20 protein-coding genes are annotated in these 22,386 nt (G+C 65.4%); 11 read left to right on the top strand and 9 right to left on the bottom strand.

Features of this window, described 5'->3' with window-relative positions:
• Positions 1-6: 6 nt before the first annotated feature.
• Positions 7-1,932 carry a phosphoribosylamine--glycine ligase gene (locus tag C0606_15845; protein ID PLX36178.1) on the bottom strand — a complete coding sequence of 642 codons (1,926 nt, stop codon included), beginning with the start codon at positions 1,930-1,932 and terminating at the stop codon, positions 7-9.
• A 171-nt stretch (positions 1,933-2,103) separates the two neighbouring features.
• Between C0606_15845 and C0606_15840 the strand changes: the two genes are divergently transcribed.
• The gene (locus tag C0606_15840) at positions 2,104-3,042 is read left to right on the top strand and encodes a 4-hydroxybenzoate octaprenyltransferase (GenBank protein ID PLX36177.1); all 939 of its coding nucleotides are present in this window, start codon (positions 2,104-2,106) and stop codon (positions 3,040-3,042) included.
• A 25-nt stretch (positions 3,043-3,067) separates the two neighbouring features.
• Complete coding sequence (locus C0606_15835) at positions 3,068-3,595, top strand: N-acetyltransferase (GenBank protein PLX36176.1); 528 nt, start codon at positions 3,068-3,070, stop codon at positions 3,593-3,595.
• A 298-nt stretch (positions 3,596-3,893) separates the two neighbouring features.
• Here the strand turns inward: C0606_15835 and C0606_15830 are convergent, their stop codons facing one another.
• Positions 3,894-4,433, bottom strand: coding sequence for a hypothetical protein (locus C0606_15830; protein PLX36175.1), 540 nt, complete (start codon positions 4,431-4,433; stop codon positions 3,894-3,896).
• A gap of 406 nt (positions 4,434-4,839) precedes the next feature.
• On the opposite strand from C0606_15830, the gene C0606_15825 reads away from it, so the two are divergent.
• The 7 genes from C0606_15825 (at position 4,840) to C0606_15795 (ending at position 12,237) form a co-directional block, all read left to right on the top strand.
• The gene (locus tag C0606_15825; protein ID PLX36174.1) at positions 4,840-6,183 is read left to right on the top strand and encodes a modulator protein; all 1,344 of its coding nucleotides are present in this window, start codon (positions 4,840-4,842) and stop codon (positions 6,181-6,183) included.
• Positions 6,170-7,003, top strand: a complete 834-nt coding sequence (locus C0606_15820; GenBank protein PLX36173.1) for a 3'(2'),5'-bisphosphate nucleotidase CysQ — start codon at positions 6,170-6,172, stop codon at positions 7,001-7,003. The genes C0606_15825 and C0606_15820 overlap by 14 nt, the downstream gene beginning before the upstream one ends.
• 71 nt (positions 7,004-7,074) lie before the next feature.
• Positions 7,075-7,323 (top strand): DUF4170 domain-containing protein, encoded by a 249-nt coding sequence (locus tag C0606_15815; GenBank protein ID PLX36172.1) that lies wholly within the window; start codon positions 7,075-7,077, stop codon positions 7,321-7,323.
• Positions 7,324-7,374: 51 nt separating this feature from the next.
• Entirely contained in the window at positions 7,375-9,231 is a 1,857-nt protein-coding gene (locus C0606_15810; protein PLX36171.1) for an ABC transporter permease, read from the top strand.
• Between the two features lie 6 nt (positions 9,232-9,237).
• Positions 9,238-9,936, top strand: a complete 699-nt coding sequence (locus C0606_15805) for a hypothetical protein (protein PLX36170.1) — start codon at positions 9,238-9,240, stop codon at positions 9,934-9,936.
• On the top strand, positions 9,929-11,236 hold the full coding sequence (locus C0606_15800) for a 3-deoxy-D-manno-octulosonic acid transferase (protein PLX36169.1): 1,308 nt from the start codon (positions 9,929-9,931) through the stop codon (positions 11,234-11,236). The genes C0606_15805 and C0606_15800 overlap by 8 nt, the downstream gene beginning before the upstream one ends.
• Complete coding sequence (locus tag C0606_15795; protein ID PLX36168.1) at positions 11,233-12,237, top strand: tetraacyldisaccharide 4'-kinase; 1,005 nt, start codon at positions 11,233-11,235, stop codon at positions 12,235-12,237. Before C0606_15800 ends, C0606_15795 begins: the two co-directional genes overlap by 4 nt.
• 14 nt (positions 12,238-12,251) lie before the next feature.
• Here C0606_15795 and C0606_15790 read toward each other — a convergent pair whose 3' ends face one another.
• Positions 12,252-12,473: a DUF2093 domain-containing protein gene (locus C0606_15790; protein ID PLX36377.1), complete on the bottom strand. Its 222-nt coding sequence runs from the start codon at positions 12,471-12,473 to the stop codon at positions 12,252-12,254.
• Positions 12,474-12,571: 98 nt separating this feature from the next.
• Positions 12,572-13,030 (bottom strand): tRNA-specific adenosine deaminase, encoded by a 459-nt coding sequence (locus tag C0606_15785; protein PLX36167.1) that lies wholly within the window; start codon positions 13,028-13,030, stop codon positions 12,572-12,574.
• A 138-nt stretch (positions 13,031-13,168) separates the two neighbouring features.
• On the opposite strand from C0606_15785, the gene C0606_15780 reads away from it, so the two are divergent.
• Both C0606_15780 and rsmD read left to right on the top strand, forming a co-directional pair.
• Positions 13,169-14,374, top strand: a complete 1,206-nt coding sequence (locus tag C0606_15780; GenBank protein PLX36376.1) for a pseudouridine synthase — start codon at positions 13,169-13,171, stop codon at positions 14,372-14,374.
• Complete coding sequence (gene rsmD / locus C0606_15775; protein PLX36166.1) at positions 14,371-14,928, top strand: 16S rRNA (guanine(966)-N(2))-methyltransferase RsmD; 558 nt, start codon at positions 14,371-14,373, stop codon at positions 14,926-14,928. The genes C0606_15780 and rsmD overlap by 4 nt, the downstream gene beginning before the upstream one ends.
• A gap of 153 nt (positions 14,929-15,081) precedes the next feature.
• Here the strand turns inward: rsmD and C0606_15770 are convergent, their stop codons facing one another.
• From C0606_15770 to C0606_15750, 5 genes are all read right to left on the bottom strand, one after another.
• Positions 15,082-16,419, bottom strand: coding sequence for a peptidase M16 (locus C0606_15770; protein PLX36165.1), 1,338 nt, complete (start codon positions 16,417-16,419; stop codon positions 15,082-15,084).
• Positions 16,420-16,442: 23 nt separating this feature from the next.
• Positions 16,443-17,792, bottom strand: a complete 1,350-nt coding sequence (locus C0606_15765; GenBank protein ID PLX36375.1) for a peptidase M16 — start codon at positions 17,790-17,792, stop codon at positions 16,443-16,445.
• 307 nt (positions 17,793-18,099) lie between these two features.
• Positions 18,100-18,705: a hypothetical protein gene (locus tag C0606_15760; GenBank protein ID PLX36164.1), complete on the bottom strand. Its 606-nt coding sequence runs from the start codon at positions 18,703-18,705 to the stop codon at positions 18,100-18,102.
• Positions 18,706-18,864: 159 nt separating this feature from the next.
• Positions 18,865-19,377, bottom strand: a complete 513-nt coding sequence (locus C0606_15755) for a signal peptidase II (protein ID PLX36163.1) — start codon at positions 19,375-19,377, stop codon at positions 18,865-18,867.
• Positions 19,378-22,320, bottom strand: coding sequence for an isoleucine--tRNA ligase (locus C0606_15750; GenBank protein ID PLX36162.1), 2,943 nt, complete (start codon positions 22,318-22,320; stop codon positions 19,378-19,380).
• Positions 22,321-22,386: the final 66 nt, after the last annotated feature.

Raw genomic sequence — 22,386 nt, 5'->3', positions numbered from 1 at the left:
TCGCCGTCAGTCCTTCTTTCCGTCGGCTTCGCCGTCGTCGTCTTCGGTTTCATCGGCGAAGTCGTCAAGCGCGAAGGCTGCTTCGACGGCGCTCTGCAAGGTCCCTTCGAGCGTGTCTTCGTCGGCTTCGCCCGCGGCACCTTCGGAGTCGCCCGTATCGGCGTCCGCTTCGCCGTCATCCAACCCAAGATCGAGATCCATCTCGTTGGCAAAGATGTCTTCCAGAACCGGGTCGGCGGCGACGGGCTCCTCGTCGCCCTCATCGCCGGACTCCTCGTCGTCCATATCGTCGAGGTCGAGGTCGAAATCGATGTCGCTCAACGCGTCTTCAAGCGCGCCACCGAGCACGTCGGGATCAGCGACCAGTTCGACCTCTTCGGCTGCCCCTGCGTCCTCGATCGGTTCGAGTTCGATTTCCGGCTCAGTAGCAACTTCGGCCAGTTCGGCCGGTGCTTCGTCGATATCGGTATCGACAATTTCATCGAGCTCTTCGGCCGCATCGGCCTGGTCGCCAGCGCCTGCCAGCGCCGCGACCACAGCCGACATTGCCGGCGCCGAGGCAGCAATGCGCGCCGGTTCGGGCGTCTGCGCTGCCGATGCCGCCGCCATCTCGGCAATCGCGGCCTCAATCGCAGCCGCGCTGATGGTTTCCTCGACCTCGGTGTCGTCGCTCATCGCGCGCCAGCCGATGTCACGGCGGCAGAAGCCTTCGAGCCATTCGATGGCGTCGACTGCCTCATAGGCGCGCGCCTGGGCGTCGGCAACAGTCGGGCCGAGCGCGGTGACGTTGAGAACCCGACCACCATTGGCGAGCAGCTTGCCGTCCTCGCGTTTGGTGCCGGCATGGAACACCTCGACGCCGGGCATGGCGGACGCCGCCTCGACGTTCCTGATCTCGGTGCCTTTTTCATAGGCGCCCGGATAGCCCTTCGCGGCCATGACGACGGTGAGCGCGACATCGTCGGTCCAGTCGACCTTGGCGGAACCGAGCCGGCCGGCGGCGGCGGCCTTCAACAGCCCCAGCAGATCGCCGTTCAGGCGCATCATCAGCACCTGGCACTCGGGATCGCCGAAACGGACATTGTATTCGATCAGCTTCGGGCCTTCGGCGGTGATCATCAGCCCGGCATAGAGCACGCCCTTGTAGGGGCAGCCCATCTCGGCGAGCGTGCGCACGGTCGGCTCGACGATCTCGGCCATGGTGCGGGCGATCAGCTTCGGCGTCATCACGGTCGCGGGGGAATAGGCGCCCATTCCGCCGGTGTTCGGGCCGGTGTCACCCTCGCCGACGCGCTTGTGGTCCTGCGCGGTCGCAAGCGGCACCACGGTGGTGCCGTCGGTCAGGGCGAAGAAACTCGCCTCCTCGCCGACGAGGCACTGCTCGATGACAACCTCGGCTCCGGCCTCACCGAATTCGCCCTCGAAACAGGCGTCGATGGCGGCAATCGCCTCATCCACGGTCGCGGCGACGACGACGCCCTTGCCGGCTGCCAGCCCGTCGGCCTTGACGACGATCGGCGCGCCCATGACGCGGGCGTAGAGGCGGGCCGGGTCGGCCTTGTCGAAAACGCGGTATCGGGCGGTCGGGATGCTGGCGCGGTCGCAGAGTTCCTTGGTGAAGCGCTTGGAGCCTTCGAGGCGGGCGGCTTCGCGGGTCGGGCCGAAGGCGGGAATATGGGCGGCGTCAAGATCGTCGACCAGTCCGGCGACCAGCGGCGCCTCGGGACCGACGACGACGAGACCGATCCGCTTTTCGCGGCAGAACGCAACCACCGCCTCGTGATCGGCCGCGTCGAGCTCGACCAGCGTCGCCACCTCGGCAATGCCGGCATTGCCGGGTGCCGCGTAGAGCGTACCCAGCTCGTGCGATTTCGCCAGCGCCCAGGCGAGCGCATGTTCGCGACCACCGGAGCCGATCAACAGGACGTTCATATTCCACCTACTGCCACAATTCCGTCATTCCGCTTCCGGCTTATCATGGCGGGCTGCCGGACCGGAACCGTGAAAAGCACGCAGGCGGCGATATGACGGGGTTTTCCTCAGGCCCTGCACAGCTTAAACGGAACGTTGGGGAGAACGCCGGACAGCAGGGATTGCACAGACATGGAAGCGCGCGGATTCGGTGTGGTGGCCGATGCGGTCAACGGAAACTGGGTCGACCGGTGGGGGCCCGAGTGGCTGAAGCCCTATGCGCGGCTGGCGCGCTGGGACCGGCCGATCGGCTGGTGGCTGTTGTTGTGGCCGTGCTGGTGGTCGGCGGCGATGGCGGCCGACGCGGCCGGCTTCCTGATGCCGAACCTGTGGCACATGTTCCTGTTCCTCGTCGGCGCGATCGCCATGCGCGGCGCGGGCTGCACCTATAACGACCTGGTCGATCGCGAGTTCGACGCGATGGTCGAGCGAACCCGCTCGCGGCCGATCCCGAGCGGACAGGTGTCGATCCTGCAGGCAAAGGCATTTCTGCTCGCGCAGGCGCTGGTTGGCCTTTTGGCGCTGTTGCAGTTCAACAATTACACCGTGATGGCCGGGCTTTGCTCGCTGGTCGTGGTCGCCGTCTACCCATTCATGAAGCGCATCACCTACTGGCCGCAGTCGGTGCTGGGGCTCGCCTTCAACTGGGGTGCCTTCCTCGGCTGGAGCGCGGTGTTCGGCCAGATCCACTGGGCGGCCGTGGCGCTGTATGTCGGCGGCATCTGCTGGACCATCGGCTACGACACGATCTACGCCCATCAGGACAAGGAAGACGACGTGCTGATCGGGGTGCGCTCGACGGCACGGCTGTTCGGCGACAAGACCCATGCGGCGCTGATCTTCTTCTACAGCGCGGCGAGCGCGCTGTTTGCCTACGCGCTCTATCTCGCCGGTCTCGGCGTCTTCGCCTATCTCGGTCTTGCCGCCGCGATGGTCCATCTCGGCTGGCAGATCAAGGTGCTCGACATCGACAATCCCGACCAGTGCCTGAAGCTGTTCCGCGCCAACCGCGACACCGGCTGGATCTTCTTTGCCGGCCTCGTCATCGATGCGGCTGTGACGGCGCTCTGATACGTGGACCCGGACAGGACGACGCATGAGTGAACAGATCGAAATCCGCGAGAGCTTCCCGGCCGACGCCGGGCGGCTTGAGGAAATCTATCCGGCGGCCTTTCCCGACGAGGACCTCGTCCCGCTGCTGCGCAAGTTGCTGGCGGAAGACCGGGGCGTCCTGTCGCTGGTCGCTGCCGTCGACGGAGCGGTCGTCGGCCACGTCGCGTTCACCACTTGCGGCGTTGATGGCGGCAACGAAAAGCTGGGGCTGCTGGGACCGCTGGCGGTCGACCCGAAGCTGCACCGGCAGGGCATTGGTAGCGCGCTCGTCCGCGACGGATTTCACCGGCTGCGGGACGCCGGCGTCAGCCATGTCTATGTGCTCGGCGATCCCAACTACTATGGCCGCTTCGGCTTCACGCCGGAATACGATCTCGCCCCGCCCTACCCGCTTCCCGACGCGTGGTGCGACGCATGGCAGGCGTTCTGTCTGAAGGAGGGCGCCACGTCGCTGAAGGGTGCTCTGACCGTCCCCGAGCCGTGGCGACAACCGTCCCTTTGGGGCGCGTGAGCGAGCGATAGATCCGCCCACCGGCCCCCTTGCAGCAGGCCTTGCCGAGCGGATGCTGCACTCAACCCGAAAAATAGTTATGGAACTTTTTCTTCGATACGCCTCACTGGGAACGATACGAAATACGTTTCTTCCCGTTAAAGTATCGATTCAGGCAGGGTAAACGAGGTCTTAACAGGCGACTCGAGTCGCTTGATCCTGAATCCCTTTTTGCGGTTCGCGGATTGTACGACGTGTCGTGTGTCAGGATTGCCCGTTTCGCGAGTCCCATTGCGGGACGCCGCCGAATTCGCCGTATTCAGGTGCGCGCGATGATCTCGCGGGCCTCTTCGTAGACCGGCATTTCGCCCTTGCGGCCGACCTTGCGGCGCTTGAGGAAACGCGGCCGGCGACGCGGGATCGGCGACTTGCGACGGGCGATCGGATCGCCGACGGCGACCGCGCCGAGACGCTCTTCGGGCTGCATGATGCGGCCGTCGGATTCGATGAAGATCAGCGGCAGACCAAGCGTGCGCGCCCAGGCCCGCCAGTCGGCGAGCACGTCGTCGAAATGGTCGGCGACGAGAAGCGGCAGGGTCAGCGCCGGATCATGATGCAGCAATTCAAGGGAGACGGTGACGGCGCCATGGTTGCCGTTCGGCTCGGTGCGAACGGCGACACCCTTGAACGCACGAATGGCAACGGAAAGGGTCAACGGAAGACCGCCGAGACGGCGGCGGACGATTGCCCGGTCACGGTCGAGATAGACCGCGGCGCGACCGCTGGACCGCGATGCTGAAGCAGGTTCGGCGACCGGCATTTCAAAGCGCGCCGGCAAGGCGAACGGATCGAGCCTCATGGCAAGGCCTCCCCATGTCGGGGCGGCCCCGCCCAACTCTGCTTGACACTCCATGACAACTCCCGAGGGCCTTGTTTTGTCTGCCCTTCTATGGAGACCACTTTAGCGCGTGCCGGTTGGAATCGGCTTAAGGGGCTTGGTTAAATTTTGCTGATTTTCGAGAGGGTTAGCGTTTCATGACCGATCGGTCAGGACGCGAAGAAAGCGTTAGGACATCAATCCGCCCGGCAAACGCGCAATGCCCTGGCCCGATGTCCGGCCGCCGACAGGCACCGCCATTTGGCATCCAGGCGCCGATACCCTACATAACGGCTGACCGCCGCGCCGTGTATTCATAGGCGCTGCTGCAATTCCCCTCGCCCGTTCGATGCTTTAAGAGAACCGGCAAACGGAGACTCGCGTACCCATGACAGCCGAACTCGATACCGCCCCGCTCGAAGCGCATGCCGCCGCCCTCGTCGAGGCAGCGAAGAAGGCCGGCGCCGACGCGGCCGATGCGGTGGTGGTGAAAAGCGCCTCGCTCGGTGTCGAGGTGCGTAACGGCAAGGTCGAGGAAAGCCAGCGCTCCGAGAACGACGACTACGCGCTGCGGGTCTTCGTCGGCAAGCGCGTGGCAAGCGTTTCCACCAACACGTTCGATGATATCGCGGCGCTTGCCGAACGCGCCGTGGCGATGGCTCGCGTCACGCCGGAAGACCCGTACGCGACACTGGCCGATGCAGCCGCGCTTGCGCGTGACTTCCCCGACCTCGACCTCGTCGACACGGCGAACCCCGACAGCGCGGCGCTGACGGAGATGGCACTGGCCGCTGAGGCTGCCGGCCTTGCCGTCAAAGGCGTCACCAAGTCGACCGGCGCGTCGGCGTCGGCGGGCTATTCGGGTCTGGTTCTCGCCACCTCGGCCGGCTTCACCGGCTCCTATCTGGTCTCGCGCTATTCGACGTCGATGACGGCGATTGCCGGCGAAGGAACCGCGATGGAGCGCGACTACGAATATGACGTCGTTACCCATCTCGGCGATCTGAAGGACCCGGCCACGATCGGTCGCATGGCGGGCGAGCGCACCGTGCGCCGGCTCAACCCGACCAAGCTCGCCACGCAGAAATGTGCGGTGGTCTATGAGCCTCGGGTGGCGACGAGTCTGGTGCGCCATTTCACCTCCGCGATCAACGGCCAGTCGATTGCCCGCAAGACGAGCTTCCTGCGCGAAAAGCTCGGCGAGGCGATATTCGCCAAGGGCATCCGCATCATCGACGATCCGCTCAAGCGGCGCGGACTGTCCTCGCGCCCGTTCGACGGCGAAGGCTGCGCAGCCGCGGCGATGGACCTGATCACGGACGGCGTGCTGCAGACCTGGCTGATGGATACGGCGACGGCGCATGAACTTGGCCTCACCGCCAATGGGCGTGCCTCGCGCGGCGGCTCCGGCCCGACGCCGGGCTCGACCAATCTTACCCTGATGCCCGGCGAGGAAAGCCCCGAAGCGCTGATGAAGTCGCTCGGCTCGGGCATCTTCGTCACCGACCTGATCGGTCAGGGCGTCAATGGGGTTACCGGCGACTACAGCCGTGGCGCGGCAGGCTTCCGCTTCGAGAACGGCGAGTTCGTTGAACCGGTCAGCGAGATCACGATTGCCGGCAATCTGGTCGACATGTTCGCGAAAATGGTGCCGGCGAACGACCCACAGGATCGCCACGGCGTCGTGGTGCCGACGATCGCGATCGAAGGACTGACGATTGCCGGACGCTGATACGCCCCTCACCTCGCCGCATGCAGGTTTCGAAAGCGACCTCGCGCTGCTCGAACAGGCGGCCCGGGCGGCGGGCGACATCGCGCTGAAATATTTCCGCCGCGACCCGGAGGTCTGGACCAAGGAAAACGACTCGCCGGTGAGCGAAGCCGACTACGCGGTCGACCGCTATCTGCGCGAAACGCTGACGGCGGCGCGCAGTGCCTATGGCTGGCTGTCGGAGGAAACGGCGGATGACGGAGAGCGGCTGGAGCGGACGCGCGTGTTCATCGTCGATCCGATCGACGGCACCCGGGCCTTCGTCGAGGGCAAGGACGACTGGACGATCAGCCTGGCGGTTGTCGACGACGGGCGCCCGGTCGCGGCCGCGCTCTTTGCCCCGGTGCATGGCGAGATGTTCCTGGCCAGCGCCCATGGTGGCACGACGCTCAACGGAGCAGCGATCCGGCCTGGCGAAACAAGCGATCTCGCTCGCGCCCGCCTTGCCGGCCCGTGGCCGGTCCTGAAGCCCGTCATCGCCCGCTTTCCGGGCCTGACCAATGTCGGTTTCATCCCCTCGCTTGCCTACCGGCTGGCGCTGGTCGCCGACGGACGCCTCGACGGCGCGGTCGCGCGGCCCAATGCACACGACTGGGACCTTGCCGCAGCCGACCTTTTGGTGCACGAAGCGGGGGCAAAACTAACCGATGCGTCGGGCGCGACAATTCGTTACAACAGCGCCGAGATCCGCCATCCGGCGCTGATCGCGGCGCCCACGGCACTGCATGAACCGTTGCGGAAATCGGTTGCGGACGGCCTCGCCGCGAACCGTCAGGGCTGAGGCCCTCATCCGCAGCAACGACGACCCAAGACAGCGACCCCGAACAGGGACCCAAGACAGGAAAGCCGCCAATGACCGAATACACGCCGCACAAACAGCTTCTTCACCTCGTATTCGGAGGCGAGCTCGACCGGCTCGACGACATCGAGTTCCAGAACCTCGAGGAGATCGACGTGGTCGGCATCTTCCCGAACTACGCCGATGCCTATGCAGCCTGGAAGGCGAAGGCCCAGGCGACCGTCGACAACGCGCATATGCGCTACTTCATCGTCCACCTGCACCGTCTGCTCGAGCCGGACGTGACCAGCGCGGGCAAGTAGTCGTATCGCCGGCCCCTGGCGGCCGGCGCCGCGCACACAAAGGGTGGCCGGGTGAAGAATATCCTGCTTTCAAATTCGGGAAGCACACGCGAGAGCGATACGCTCGACGTGCCGGACTATGATGCCCGGGAGATCGTCGGACGCATCTATCGCGACCACCTGAAACCGCGCTGGCGTATCCTCGCGGTTGCCATCTTCACCATGGTGTTCGTCGCCTCGACGACCGGCGCCATCCCGTTCCTGATGCAGCGCGCGATCGACGACATCTTCGTCAATCGCGACGCCGGCATGTTGTATTTCCTGCCGATCGCCGTGCTCGTCATCATGGCGCTGCGCGCGGCGGCGGAATACGTTTCGCGGGTGACGGAGGCCTATCTCGGCAGCCGGATCATCGCGGATCTGCGCACGCAGATGTTCGAAAAGCTCGCCATGTCGGACATCGGCTGGCTGCAGACGACCCATTCCGGGCGCTTCGTTTCGGTCTTCATGACCGACGTACTGGTGGTCAACGCGGCCGCCGTGCAGACGCTCTCAGGTCTCGCCAAGAACTTCCTGCAGGTGCTCTTTCTCGTCGGCGCCATGTTCTACATGGACTGGATGCTGGCGACGATCGTGCTGTGCATGCTGCCGATCGGCGTCTGGTTGATGCAGCTGCAGCGCAAGCGCACCCGCTCCTCGGTCAGGCGCACGCTGCAGGAAACCGGCGATCTCGGCTCAATCGTGACGCAGACGCTGCAGGCGATCCGCGTCGTCAAGGCGTATCACCGCGAGGCGCAGGAGACGACGCGCGCGCGCGCCATCATCGACCGCACGCTCGAATACATGATGCAGACGAAGCGCATGCGGGCGGCGAGCGGGCCGGTGGCGGAAGGCCTGTCGGGCATCGGCATCGCCGGTGCGATTTTCTATGGCGGCTGGCAGGGCATCTATGGCGACCTGACGCTCGGCCATTTCTCCGGCTTCATGACGGCGGCGATGCTGGTCTATCAGCCGATCAAGTCGCTGGCGCAGCTCTTCAACACCTTGCAGGAAGGCCTCGTCGCCTCGTCGCGGGTGTTTGCCATTCTCGACCGCGACTCGCTGGTCTCCGAACGGCCGGAAGCGCGCCCGCTGGCGGTTTCCGGCGGCGGTATCACCTTCGATCATGTCGATTTCAGCTATCGCGACGGCACGCCGGTGCTGCGCGATTTCCACCTCAACATCCCGGCCGGCAGCCGCGTCGCGCTCGTCGGCCCCTCGGGCGCGGGCAAGTCGACGGTGGTAAACCTCATCCTGCGCTTCTTCGACCCCAATGAGGGCAAGATCCTGATCGACGGGCAGGACCTGAAGCAGGCCACCATCGCCAGCACCCGGCTGGCGAGCGCCTTGCTGACGCAGGATCCGGTTCTGTTCGACGACACCGTGCGGGCAAATATCTGCTACGGCTCGGAAGGCGCGAGCGACGAGGAAATCGAAGCCGCGGCCAGAGCCGCCGGCGCGCACGAGTTCATCGAAAAGCTCGAAGAAGGCTATGACAGCCCGGTCGGGGAAAGCGGCAACGCGCTGTCCGGCGGTCAGAAGCAGCGCATCGCCTTTGCCCGCACCATCCTGCGCGACGCACCGATCCTGTTGCTCGACGAACCGACCAGCGCACTTGATGCCGAAGCCGAGGCGACGATCCAGACCGCGCTCGATACGCTCTTGCAGGACCGCACCGTGGTGATGATCGCGCACCGCCTGTCGACGGTGAAAAAGGCCGACATGATCGTCGTCATGAAGGACGGAGCCATCGTGGAGATGGGCAAGCACGCGGAGCTCGTTGCGGCGGGCGGTCTCTACGCTCATCTGCACCGCACCCAGTTCGCGGATTCGGTTGAGGATATCGCGACCTACGGACCGAACGGATCGGCACAGCCGGCGGAGCAGTGACCGGCGATGTTGAAGAAACTCGGCCGGTCCAAATGGGTTCAGCGGTTCGTCGGCCGCACGCTGGCGCGTTACCTGAAACTCGTCTGGCGGACCAGCCGCATCACCTTCGAGCCGGCTGACTACGGCGCGCGCGTAACACCGCATGCCCCCTTCATCGTCGCCACCTGGCATGGCCAGCATTTCGTCGTACCGCTCGGCCAGCCGGAAGGCGTGCCCTTTCACGTCATCGTCTCGCGCTCCGGCGACGGCGAGATCAATGCGGTCGCGGTCGCCGAACTCGGTATGGGCCTGATCCGCGCGTCCGGCGGCAAGACGCACAATCAGGTCGCGCGGCGCGGCGGCATTCGCGGCGTCATCGAAGCTCTTCGCGTGTTGCGCGACGGCGGCTCGCTGGCGCTGACGGCGGATGTGCCGAAGGGGCCGGCGAAGGTGGTCGGTCCCGGCATCATCGCCATCGCGCAGCGCTCCGGCCGGCCGATCGTCCCGGTCGCTTTCGCCACCCGCTGGCGCATCGATATCGACAGCTGGGACAAGGCGAGCATCAACCTGCCCTTCAGCCGGGCGGCGTTCGTTGTCGGCGATCCGATTTTCGTATCAAAAGACGCCGATGACGAGACACTGGAAGAATGCCGCGTTAAAGTGGAGCGCAGTCTCAATCAGGTGACCGAGCGCGCCTATGACATCGTGGACGGAGCGAATGGCTAGAGCCGCCTTGAAGGCCTATCGCGGCGTCGGTCGTCTGCTCGCACCGGCGCTGCCGCTCCTGACCTCGTGGCGCGCGCGCAACGGCAAGGAAGACCCGACTCGTCGGCAGGAGCGGTTCGGCTATGCCTCCCAGGCGCGCCCGACGGGTCCGCTTGCCTGGGTTCATGCGGCAAGCGTCGGCGAAACCAACGCCGTCATGCCGCTGTTGTCTCAGTTGATCGCGAACGGCTATGCCGTGCTGCTGACAACGACCACGGTGACGGCGGCGCGGATCGCGGCGGCCCGACTGCCCGAGGGCGCCCTGCACCAGTACGTTCCCTTCGACGTCGCACCGCTGATCGGCCGCTTCCTGAAAACCTGGCGACCGGATGTGGCGATCTTTGTCGAATCCGAAATCTGGCCGGCGACCCTGTCGGAACTCGCACGCGCCGGGATCCCCCGCTGCGTCGTCAATGGCCGGCTTTCGGAGCGTTCCTGGCGGCGCTGGAAGGCGGCGCCATCGATTGCGCGGGCCGTGTTCGGCATGATCGACCGCTGCGCGGCACAAACCGCCGCCGACGCGGATCGGTTCCGCGACCTCGGCGTGCACGATGCGGTCGCCGCCGGCAATCTGAAATATGATAGCGACGCGCTGCCGGCGGATGCGGACGCCGTTGCCGCTTTCGGCGAGGCCGTCGATGGCCGCCCGGTGTGGATCGCGGCGAGCACCCATCCGGGCGAGGAAGAAAAGATCATCGCGGCGCATGAACGGTTGCGTAAACGCTTTCCCGATCTGCTGACACTGCTGGTGCCGCGCCATCCCGGACGCGGCGACGAGGTCGCCGGGCTGCTCGAAGGCCACGGGATTGCTTTTGCCCGCCGGTCGTCGGGCGACACACCGGGGGCGGAAACGGCGGTCTATCTTGCCGACACGATCGGCGAGATGGGGCTGTTCTATCGCCAGGCGCAAGTCGCCTTCGTCGGCGGCTCGCTGGTGCCCCATGGCGGACAGAACCCGATCGAACCGGCCCAGCTCGGCGTCGCCATCGTCACCGGCCCGCATGTGCACAATTTCCGCGATGTCTATGGCGAACTGGTCTCCGCCGGCGCTGTCACCCGGATCGAGGCCGACGCCGATCTCGCGCCGGCGATCGAGCAACTGTTGGCCGACACCGACGCCCTCACCGATCAGGTGGAACGGGCGCATGCCATAGTCGCAGCCGGGCGCGGCGGCATCGAGCGCACGCTCGACGCGCTACGCCCTGCTCTTACGAACTCAACGGAGGCCAGCGCTTCCGCGAAACCGGCGGCTGGACGATGAACGTCCGAACGCCCTCGTTCTGGTGGCGCCCTGCCGGTCTTCTCTCGACATTGCTCGCCCCGCTCGGGCTCCCCTACGGCTTCGTGACGACCTCGCGCATGCGCCGCAAGGCGCGGCATCGGTCATCTGTTCCCGTTATCTGTGTCGGCAATTTTGTTGCCGGAGGCGCCGGCAAGACGCCGGTCGCGATCGCCATTGGCGCGCTGCTGACCACGCGCGGCAAGATGCCGGCCTTTCTCAGCCGAGGTTATCGCGGCACGCTCGCCGGGCCGGTCGAGGTCGCGACCGGCACTCACAGTGCCGCCGAGGTGGGCGACGAACCGCTGCTGCTTGCGCGGGCGGGTCGCACCGTCGTTGCCGCCGACCGAAAGGCCGGTGCGGATGCTATCGGCACCGCGCCCGGGACCGTGATCGTGATGGATGACGGGTTCCAGTCGCCAACGCTCGCAAAGACCCTGTCGCTGGTGGTGGTCGACGGTGCGGTCGGTATCGGCAATGGCGCCTGCGTTCCGGCCGGGCCGCTGCGTGCACCGCTTGCCGCGCAACTGCCCAGGGCCGATGCGATTGTCATTCTGGGAACAGGCGATGCGGGCGAGGAATTCGCCATCCGGGCGGCTGCGGCACGCAAACCGGTGTTCCACGCCACGCTGGTGCCCGACGAGGCAGCACGGTCGCTCGCGGGAAAAAAGGTGCTCGCCTATGCGGGGATCGGACGGCCGGAGAAGTTCGTCACGACGCTCCAAGCGCTCGGCGCGGATGTCGTGGCGCTAAAGGCCTTCCCCGACCACCACGGCTTCAGCGAGGCGGATGCGCGCGAGCTGCTCGCCGAGGCGGACCGTCTCGGGGCACTGCTGGTCACAACACAGAAAGACGCGGTGCGGCTTTCAGGCGCGACACAAGATGCCTTGCGGCGGCTGCACGCGGAAAGCACCGTTGTCTCGGTCAGCTGTCGTTTCGAGGATGCGGCGGCGCTCGCCGACTTCGTGTTGTCCCGCCTCTAAAGCGGGCACTCTGACTATTTGTCGCCGTTCAAATCCTGATAGCGCTTCAGCGCCGCGGCCGCGTCGACATAGGCCTCCTGGCGCTCGGCGCTCCAGTAGCGCAGCTCATCGAGCGGGATCGCCTGACCGGTCACCGCGCAGCGCACGAAGGCTCCGGCGCGCACGATGTGATAATCGCCATCAAGATACTGGATCTTGGCTTCGCTGATCGGGCGGGCGGTCTCGAACCGGTTCATCATGAGGCTTTCTCAAACTCCATTGCCTGCTGTTACATAGTCAATTGCGGCCGGTTTCGCCAGTCCCACGGACGAAACGGACCTCTGCGGCCATTCGCTCAAGGCTGCCGGCGGTCCTTGAAAAATCCGCGCAGAAGCTCGGCTGCGTCCTTCTCGGCAAAGCCCGAATACACTTCCGGCGCATGATGACACGTCGGCGAGGCGAAGAAACGCGGGCCGTGCTCCACCGCACCCATCTTTTCGTCTCCAGCGCCGTAGTAGAGCCGGCGGATGCGGGCAAAGGAGATGGCGGCAGCACACATCGCACAGGGCTCCAATGTCACATAGAGATCGCAATCGCCAATCCGCTCCGAGCCGAGCGCGGCAGTCGCGGCGCGGATCGCCAGCATTTCCGCGTGCGCCGTCGGATCTTTCAGTTCGAGCGTCCGATTGCCGGCGCGGGCGACGATTTCACCGTCGCAGACGATCACCGCACCGACCGGCACCTCGCCGCGCTCGGCGGCCGCGCGGGCCTCCTTGAGCGCTTCATCCATATGTCCCGATGCGGTTGCCGTCATTTTCCGACCTGTCTAACGCGCTGAAGCGTACTTTTCTGCGTTTTCTTGTCCAAAAAGTCTGCCACCTTTTTGGGAAAGCGCTTTATTCCATTTCTTCGTTTCCGTCCGGCGCCCGGCTCTGCTATCACCGCCGGCATCATGACAAAAGAGCCTGAGACAAAAAACACCGGCGAGCGGATCGCCAAAGTGATGGCCCGTGCGGGACTTTGCTCGCGCCGCGAGGCGGAGCAATGGATCGCGGCCGGCCGCGTCAGCCTTAATGGCAAGGTGCTGGCCTCCCCCGCCGTGACGGTGAGCGAAAGCGACACCGTGCTGGTCGACGGTCGGCCGCTGCCGAAGCGCGAGCGCACGCGCCTGTGGGCCTTCCACAAGCCGCGCGGCCTCGTCACCACGACGCACGACCCCGAAGGGCGTCCGACGGTGTTCGACAAGCTGCCGGCGGATCTGCCGCGCGTCATGACGGTGGGCCGGCTCGACATCAACACCGAGGGCCTGTTGCTGCTGACCAATGACGGCGGCCTTGCCCGGGTTCTCGAACTGCCGACGACCGGCTGGCTGCGCCGCTACCGGGTGCGCGCGCACGGCACGATCACCCAGGAAGCGCTCGACAAGCTCGCCGATGGGTTTGCCGTCGACGGCATTCTCTACGGCGCCATCGAAGCCAAGCTCGACCGCACGCAGGGCCAGAATGTCTGGCTGACGCTCGGCCTGCGCGAGGGCAAGAACCGCGAAGTGAAACGCGTGCTCGAAGCGCTCGGCCTCAGCGTCAACCGGCTGATCCGCATGTCCTATGGGCCGTTCCAGCTCGGCGACCTGCCGGCCGGCGAGGTGCACGAGATCCGCGGACGCGTGCTGCGCGACCAACTCGGCAAGAAGCTGACCGACGAAGCCGGCGCCGATTTCGATACCCCCACCCTGCCGCGCGTGCCGGCGCCGAAAGCGCCCGAGGAAAAACCCCGCGCGCCGCGCGGCAAGCCGAAACCCGTTGGCGGACACAGCCGCCGGCAGGGCGACCGTTTCGACGACGACGAGCGCGACGCGCGGCCAGCACGTGGCGGACGCGGTGGCGCGAACCCGCGGGGAGCGGCGCCTGAGGGCAAGCGTGGCGATCGATCCGGCGGAAGACCCGGCGACAAGCCGGAAGGCGACACCTCGCGTGGACCGCAGCAGCGTGGCAAGGGGCCTGGCAGAGACGCTGACAGACCGGCTGGCAAGTTTTCCGGCAAACCGGGCGGCAAGCCGCCGCGCGGCCCGGCGCGGGGTGAGCGGGCGGATCGCGGCCCCGGCGGCGAGCGGCAGTCCCATCCGCGCGGGCGCAAACCGGGACCGAAGAAGCGGCCATGAGGATCGTCGGCGGACGGTTTCGCGGCTCCGCACTTGCCGGCCCGAAGAGCCAGGCGATCCGGCCGACCACCGACCGGATGCGCGAGAGCCTGTTCAACATCCTGCAACACGGCTACGACGACCCGGTCGAGGATGCGCGCGTACTCGATCTCTTCGCCGGCACCGGCGCGCTCGGGCTTGAAGCCCTGTCGCGCGGCGCGAAGTTTGTGCTGTTCGTGGAGGAAGGCGTCGAGGCACGCGGTCTGATCCGGCAGAACCTCGAAACGCTCGGCGCGACGGGGCTCGCCAAGATTTACCGACGCGATGCCACGAAGATCGGCCGCTGCGCGCCGATGGCACCCTTCAGTCTGGTGTTCGCCGACCCGCCCTATCGCAAGGGACTCGGCGAGCGTGCCTTCGCGGCTGCCCGCGGGGGCGGCTGGCTGGCGCCGGACGCGCTGTGCATTTTGGAAGAAGACCGCCGGGCCGAGGTGACCTTGCCCGACGGGTTTGAGCTTCTCGACGTCCGCGAAGCAGGCGACAGCAAGCTGATGATCTGCCGCGCTGCGGGTTAGAGATGCCAGTTAGCCAAGGGCCGGACAATTCCGCTGGGAACCCGTGCTCTGCGCTGGCGCGTGCCCGTCCCGGTTCCGGCATCCAACGGCATTTCCGCCTGTTCACGTCATCCTCCAGCTCGACCGGAGGATGACGCGCGAAAAACAGACGCTCTAGCTCGCGTTCGCCTTGCCGACGATGGCAATCGTCAGGCCGCCATTGTCGAGAAGGCGTTTGGCGACCTTCTTGACGTCGTCGAGCGTGATCGCCTCGATCTTCGCCGTGCGCGTGTCCATGTAGTCGATGCCGAGATCGTCGAGCTGCATGTTGATCAGCGCCGACGCGATCTTGGTCGAGGTATCGAACTGCAGCGGATAGGAGCCGATCAGATAGCTCTTGGCCTTGGCCAGCTCGTCCGCGGTCGGTCCGTCCTTGGCCATGCGGGCAATCTCTTCCTCGATCAGACGCAGGGTCTCGTCGGCCCGGTCGGCGCGCGTCGCGGTGCCGCCGAGGAAAATACCGGCGTGATCATACGGCGCAAGGAAGGTATAGATCGAATAGGCCAGCCCGCGCTTCTCGCGCACCTCGTTGTAAAGCCGCGACGAGAATGTGCCGCCACCGAGAATGTGGTTCATCACATAGGCCGGCATGAAATCCGGGTCGTTGCGCTTCAGGCCGGTGGTGCCGAAGCGAATGACGGTCTGCGGCACGTCCATCGGCTCGACGACACGGGTGCCGGTGACCGGCGCAACATCGGCGATCGGTTCAAGGTCGCCTTCGGCCGGAAGCGCGCCAAAAAGGGTGTCGAGCAGCGGCGCGAGCGTCTTGGCGTCGATGGCACCGACAACCGCCACCTTCATGTCCTTGCGCACGAACATGCGCTTGCGCAGCGCGCGAACGTCCTCGATCGTGATCGCCGACATGGTCTCGACCGTCCCCGAGGCGGAGCGGCCATAGGGGTGGTTCGGGAACGCCGCGGCGTACCACTTCTTGAAGGCAATCGACTCCGGGTCCTTTTCCTCGCCGCGAAGGCGAGCCACCAGCTGCGCCTTCATGCGGGCGACGGGTTCTTCGTCGAAACGCGGTTCGTTGACGGCAAGGCGCAAAAGCTCGACGGCCTCATCGAGATTGGCGGCGAGGGTGCGCATACTTCCGGTGAAGGCGTCGCGCCGGGCCGAGAAGGAGAGCTTCACGGCCTGATCCTGCATGCGCTCCTGAAAGGTCTTGCTGTCGAGGTCGCCGGCGCCTTCGTCAAGCAGAGACGACAGCAGTTCGGCAACGCCCGGCTTGTCCGCCGGGTCCTGGGACGAGCCGCCACGGAAGGCAAAGTTGAGCGCCACCAGAGGCACGGTATGTTCTTCCACCAGCCAGGCCTCGATGCCGCCGGGGCTGACGACACGCTGGATTTCCATGGCCCGCACCGGTGCGGTAAGGGTCAGCACCACGGCGACCGAGAGCAGAGCCAAGGCGCCGGCAAGCCCGGCAAGACGGGTCGAAATCGCTCGTTTCATTGCGCAGAACTCCGGGAGAGGCTTCAGGATTTCGGCTGGTCGGCAGGCGCCACCAGCTCGGCGGTGACGGCCCGCCCGCTCGCCAGATAGCTCTTGGCGGCGGCCTGAACCTGTTCGGCGGTGACGGCGGAAATCCGCGCCGGCCAACTCTGGACGCGTTCGACGCTGCCGCCGGTGGTCAGAGCAACGCCGAAGATGCGGGCAAGAGTCGCCTGGCTGTCCTGCGAGTAGATCACATCGGAAACAAGGGTGCGCTTGGCGCGATCCAGCTCTTCGCTCGTGATGCCCTTCTCGGCGATCGCGGCGATGGTCGCGTCGATCTCTGAGGTCAATGCATCGAGCGAAACGCCCTTTCGCGGCACGGCGTAGGCCATGAACTGGGTATCGTCGAGCGCGGAGGATTGGAACCAGGCGCCGGAACTGGCGGCAAGGCCCTTTTCGACGACGAGCGCACGGTACAGCCGGCTGGTCGAGCCGCCGCCGAGTACTTCGGCCAGCACGTCAAGCGCCTCGGCCTCGCCGGGTTTGGCGGTGGTGTAGCTCGGCACCACCCAGGCCTGGCGAACGTTCGGCTGAGATACCTGCGGGTCGGCGAGACGGATCATGCGCTCCGACATCACATCGGGCTCACCGGGGCGAACGCGAGCGGCCTGTTCGACACGGACCGGAAGCTTGCCATAGGTCTCGCGGGCGAGCTTCATCACCTCGTCGGCCTCGACGTCGCCGGCAACGATCAGGATGGCGTTGTTCGGGCTGTAGTAGCGATTGTAAAAGGCGATCGCGTCGTCGCGGCTGAGGCTCTCGACCTCATGCTTCCAGCCGATGATCGGCACGCTGTAGGGATGCTGCACGAAGAGCGCGGCATCGAGCGCCTCACCAAGGCGGGCGGACGGGTCGTTGTCGACACGCTGGGCGCGCTCCTCGAGGATCACATCGCGCTCGGGCAACACGACCTCGTCGGTGAGGATGAGATTGGCCATGCGATCGCTCTCGAATGCCATCATCTCGGCGAGATGCTGTTTGGCGACACGCTGGTAGTAGGCCGTGTAATCGTTCGAGGTGAAGGCGTTTTCCTGACCGCCGATCTCCGCAACACGCGCCGAGAACTCGCCGGTCGGATGGTTGGTCGTTCCCTTGAACATCAGGTGTTCGAGGAAATGGGCAATTCCGGACCGGCCGGCCGGCTCATCGGCGGCGCCAACCCGGTACCACACCATGTGGGTGACCACCGGCGCGCGGTGATCGGGGATCACCACCACGTCCATGCCGTTGTCGAGTTTCGAGACCGAAACGCCGGCGCCGACGACGGGGATCGCTGCGTCGGTTTTCGCTGCCGGGGCAGTGTCGTCCGCCGAAGCCGGAACGACTGTCATGGGTACTGCGGCGGCCAGCACAAGGCCGGCGGCAAGTGAACGGATAATGGTCGCAAGGGCGTGCGGCACGGATCTCTCCCTGTCGGATGGCCAAATCGGATGCCCGCATTTGCAGTGGGGATTCGGGCGGAAGTAGGGACGATATAGGGTCGAGGTTAACCGCTTGCCATGGGAGGCCGCTACAACAGATGGTGATCACGCCTTGGCAGGCGTTCAACATCCGCGACAATCGCGGGCAATATCATGGAGCATGCAGGCTGATCCAGCTGTCAGACAGACAGCAGGCGCTGGTTCGGGTCGCGAAGCCTCAGAAAAGCTTGGTGAACCAGTTCTCGTGCTTGTTTTCCGGCAGCGCCAGCGGTGCCTCGGGCGACGGCTTGCGATATTCCGACGGCGGTTCGATGAGATATTTGCGGACCGGCACGCCGTTTTCGTCGAGGTTCTTCGCATCGCTCGGAAGGACCGCCTTCTGGCCTTTCATTTCGGCCGGCGTCAGGCGGCGTCCCGACTGTTCCATCGTGTCGACATCGCGGTTGTACGGACGGCGTGCCCGAGCGCTTTGGGCCATTTCCGGCGTCAGTGCGCCTTCCTGCAACTCGTCATGGGACAGACGCTCGCCCGCCCGTGAGTCGCGCCGTGCGCTTTCCTTCTCGAAGCCTTCGATCAGCATCTGCCGATCGCGCTGTTCCGGCGAGACCGGCCACTGGCCGGCAGCAGCCGTTGTGGCGTTGCCATCTTCCGGCGGCGGCAGTTCGCTCGACGGCGGCACGGCAAGCGGCGAGCGCGGCTTGTAGCGGATCGGTTCACGGCGCGGATCGACGCCGCCGATACCTTCCATGATGCGGCGCATCACGCCTTCGTCGACAGACTCGTTGTAGCGATCCTCATCGGAGAACCCGCTGGTACCAACCATCGCTCCGCATCCGCCGAGCGACAGCGCAATCCCCACAGCCATGACAGCCGAAAAACCACGAACCCAATTCACTTCAACCGCCACAGGGGATTCTCCTTGGCCCAAAAGGCCAACCGCTATGCTCTCAGCCCGCCCGAATTCCGAGCACTCTCTCATACTCTAATGACCGCTCTTTGCGGCATCATTCGGGCGATGAACGAGCGAGTCATACAGGAGGCCGGCCACACCTGCAACGATCCAGACATCGGCAAGGTTGAAGACGTACCAGGAGAAGCTGCCGAAATGAAAATGAAAAAAGTCCGCAACGGCACCGTAAACCAGCCTGTCGATGCCGTTGCCGAGCGCACCGGACAGCACCAGCGCGATGGAAAGCGCCGGGAATAGGCGTGCCGTGCGCCACAGCCAGATGGCGAGAACGACACAGGCGATCACGGTGAAGCCGGCCAGCAGCCAGCGGCCGAACCCGGTCTCGGTCTGGAACAGGCCGTAGCTGATGCCGCGGTTCCAGACCATGACGAGATCGAGGAACGACGTGAGCTCGACCGGCCCGGTCTCGGCGACGCGGATGCCATAGAGCATCCACGCCTTGTGGCCCTGATCGAGCAGCAACCCGACAAGCGCGACGGCAAAACCGATCGCACTTGCACGGGACTGCGGCGCAAAGGCCAAGATTCAGCCTTCCTGCGGGGCGGCGGCGGCACGCGCATCGAACTCGCGCATGGCCCCGGCGTCACGCGGGCTGATGTCGGGATAGTCCGGGTCGGCGCCGACATCGGGCAACACCTTCCAGGAGCGGGCGCACTTCCTGCCCTCGGCGCGCTGGAACACCACCGACACGCCGGGCACCTCGTCGAGGCGGAAGGCATCGTGCGGGCCCTCGCCCTGAACGATCGTGATGTCGCTGGTGATGCAGATGTCGGCCATGTCGAGCCCTTCGAGCGCGACGGTGACGCCGGCATCGGCGACGAACACCTTCGGCGCGGCCTCGAGCGAGGAGCCGATGGTCTTCTCGCGGCGCTGGATCTCGAGCGCACCGGTGACGACGCGGCGAACGCTGCGCACCTTCGCCCATTTCGCGGCGAGGTCGTCGTTGCGCCATTCGGCCGGCAGCTCATCAAAGAGCTGCAGGTGCACCGAACCGTCGTCGGACGGATAGCGCGTCAGCCAGGACTCTTCCGCCGTGAACGGGATCATCGGCGCGAGCCATTTGACGAGGTTGTCGAACAGCTTGTTGATGACGAAGAGCGACGCCTTGCGCCGGACGCTGGAATACGGATCGCAGTAGAGCGCATCCTTGCGGACGTCGAAATAGAACGCCGACAACTCGACCGTCATGAAGTTAAACAGCGCAAAGAAGATCCGCTTGAAATCGAAATCGTCATAGGCCTTGCGGACCAGCTGATCGAGTTCGACGAGGCGGTGCAGCATGAGCCGCTCCAGCTCCGGCATGTCGGCCAGCGCCACTTCCTCGCCCTCGTAATGCGACAGCGAACCGAGCATCCAGCGGATGGTGTTGCGCAGCTTGCGGTAGGCGTCGACATTAGTCTGGATGATCTCAGGCCCGATGCGCAGCTCTTCGGCGTAATCCGACGACATCACCCACAGACGCAGGATATCGGCGCCGGACTTGTCGATGACGTCCTGCGGGAAGACCTGATTGCCGAGCGACTTCGACATCTTGCGGCCATCCTCGGCGACGACGAAGCCGTGGGTCAGAACCGCATCATACGGCGCGCGGCCACGGGTGCCGCAGCTTTCCAAGAGCGAGGAATGGAACCAGCCGCGATGCTGGTCGGAGCCTTCGAGATAGAGCGAGGCCGGCCATTTCAGGTCCGGGCGCTGTTCCAGGCAGAAGGCGTGCGTCGAGCCACTATCGAACCAGACGTCGAGGATGTCGTCGATCTTGTCGAACTCGTCCGCATTGTAGCCTTCGAGGAACCGCTCCTTGGCGCCATCGGCAAACCAGGCGTCGGCGCCCTCGGCCTTGAAGGCTTCGACGATGCGCTCATTGACCGCGTCGTCCTTCAGCACCTCGCCGGTCGCCTTGTTGACGAACACGGTGATCGGCACGCCCCAGGCGCGCTGACGCGACAGCACCCAGTCGGGCCGGTTCTCGATCATACCGCGCAGCCGGTTCTGACCGGCGGCCGGCACGAAGCGGGTGGCGTCGATGGCGCCGAGCGCACGGCCGCGCAGCGTATCCTTGCCAGCCGGGGCGGCAGCACCGTTCAGGCCGTAGCCGCCGAGATCGCGGTCCATCGACACGAACCATTGCGGCGTGTTGCGGAAGATGATCGGCTTCTTGGAGCGCCAGGAATGCGGATACTGGTGCTTCAGGCGGGCACGCGCGATCAGTGCGCCGGCTTCCACCAGCGCATCGATGACGCGCTTGTTGGCATCACCCTTCTTGCCGTTGTGGTCGATGACGCGACCGCCGTCGAAGCCCGGCGCGTCCTTGGTGAAGAAGCCCTCGGCGTCGACCGGATGCGGGATCGCGGAGGAGATCCCCTTTTCCTCGATCTCGGCCTTCTTCTCCATCCAGATGTCAAAGTCTTCGCCACCATGGCTCGGCGCGGTGTGCACGAAGCCGGTGCCGTCCTCGTCGGTAACGTGATCGCCATCCAGGAGCGGCACGGTGAAGTCGTAGCCGAGCGCGGCGAGCGGATGGGCGCAGGAAACACCGGCCAGTTCATCAGCCGTGACGTCGCGCACGCGCTCGAAGCTCTCGACACGGGCCGCCGCCATGACCTTCTCGGCGAGGCTGTCGGCGAACAGATACAGATCGCCGACCTTCGCCCAGTTTTCTTCCGCCGCGGCCGTCACCTTGTAAAGGCCGTAGGGGATGCGCGACGAATAGGAGACCGCGCGGTTGCCCGGGATCGTCCACGGCGTCGTCGTCCAGATGACGACGAAGGCGGGTTTCAGATCGTCCGGGCCGGCGGTCACCGGGAATTTCACGAAGATCGTGTCGGACTCGTAGTCGTAATACTCGACCTCGGCCTCGGCGAGCGCGGTGTGCTCGACGACCGACCACATCACCGGCTTCGAGCCGCGATAGAGCTGGCCCGAGGTGGCGAACTTCATCAGTTCCTTGGCGATCAACGCTTCGGAGTCGAAATACATCGTCGTGTAGGGCGTCTCGAAGTCGCCCTCGACGCCGAGGCGGCGGAACTCGCCGGTCTGCACCTTGATCCAGTGCTGCGCGAATTCGCGACACTCGTGCCGGAACTCGTTGATCGGCACGTCGTTCTTGTTCTTGCCCTTGGCGCGGTACTGCTCCTCGATCTTCCATTCGATCGGCAGGCCGTGGCAGTCCCAGCCCGGCACGTAATTGGAGTCGAAGCCGAGCATCTGCATGGAGCGGGTGATGACGTCCTTCAGCACCTTGTTGAGCGCCGTGCCCATGTGGATGTTGCCGTTGGCGTAGGGAGGACCGTCATGCAGGACGTATTTCTCGCGGCCCTCGGCGGTTTCGCGCAGGCGCTTGTACATCTCAAGGCGGTCCCAGCGGGCGATGAATTCCGGCTCCTTTTTCGGCAGGCCGGCGCGCATCGGGAAATCCGTCTTCGGCAGGAACAGGGTTTTCGAATAGTCGCGTTCGTTCGTATCGGTCATTGCAGGCTTTCGGACTCGTCTGGCGGCGCCGCAGCGGGCGCGCTCTCAGGAAATCTCTGAACTCTT

The sequence above is a fragment of the Hyphomicrobiales bacterium genome, assembly GCA_002869065.1.
Taxonomy (GTDB): Bacteria; Pseudomonadota; Alphaproteobacteria; order Rhizobiales; family Rhodobiaceae; genus Rhodobium.
The sequence above is the reverse complement of the archived record's forward strand: the minus strand, read 5'-3'. Positions and strand labels throughout refer to the sequence as shown.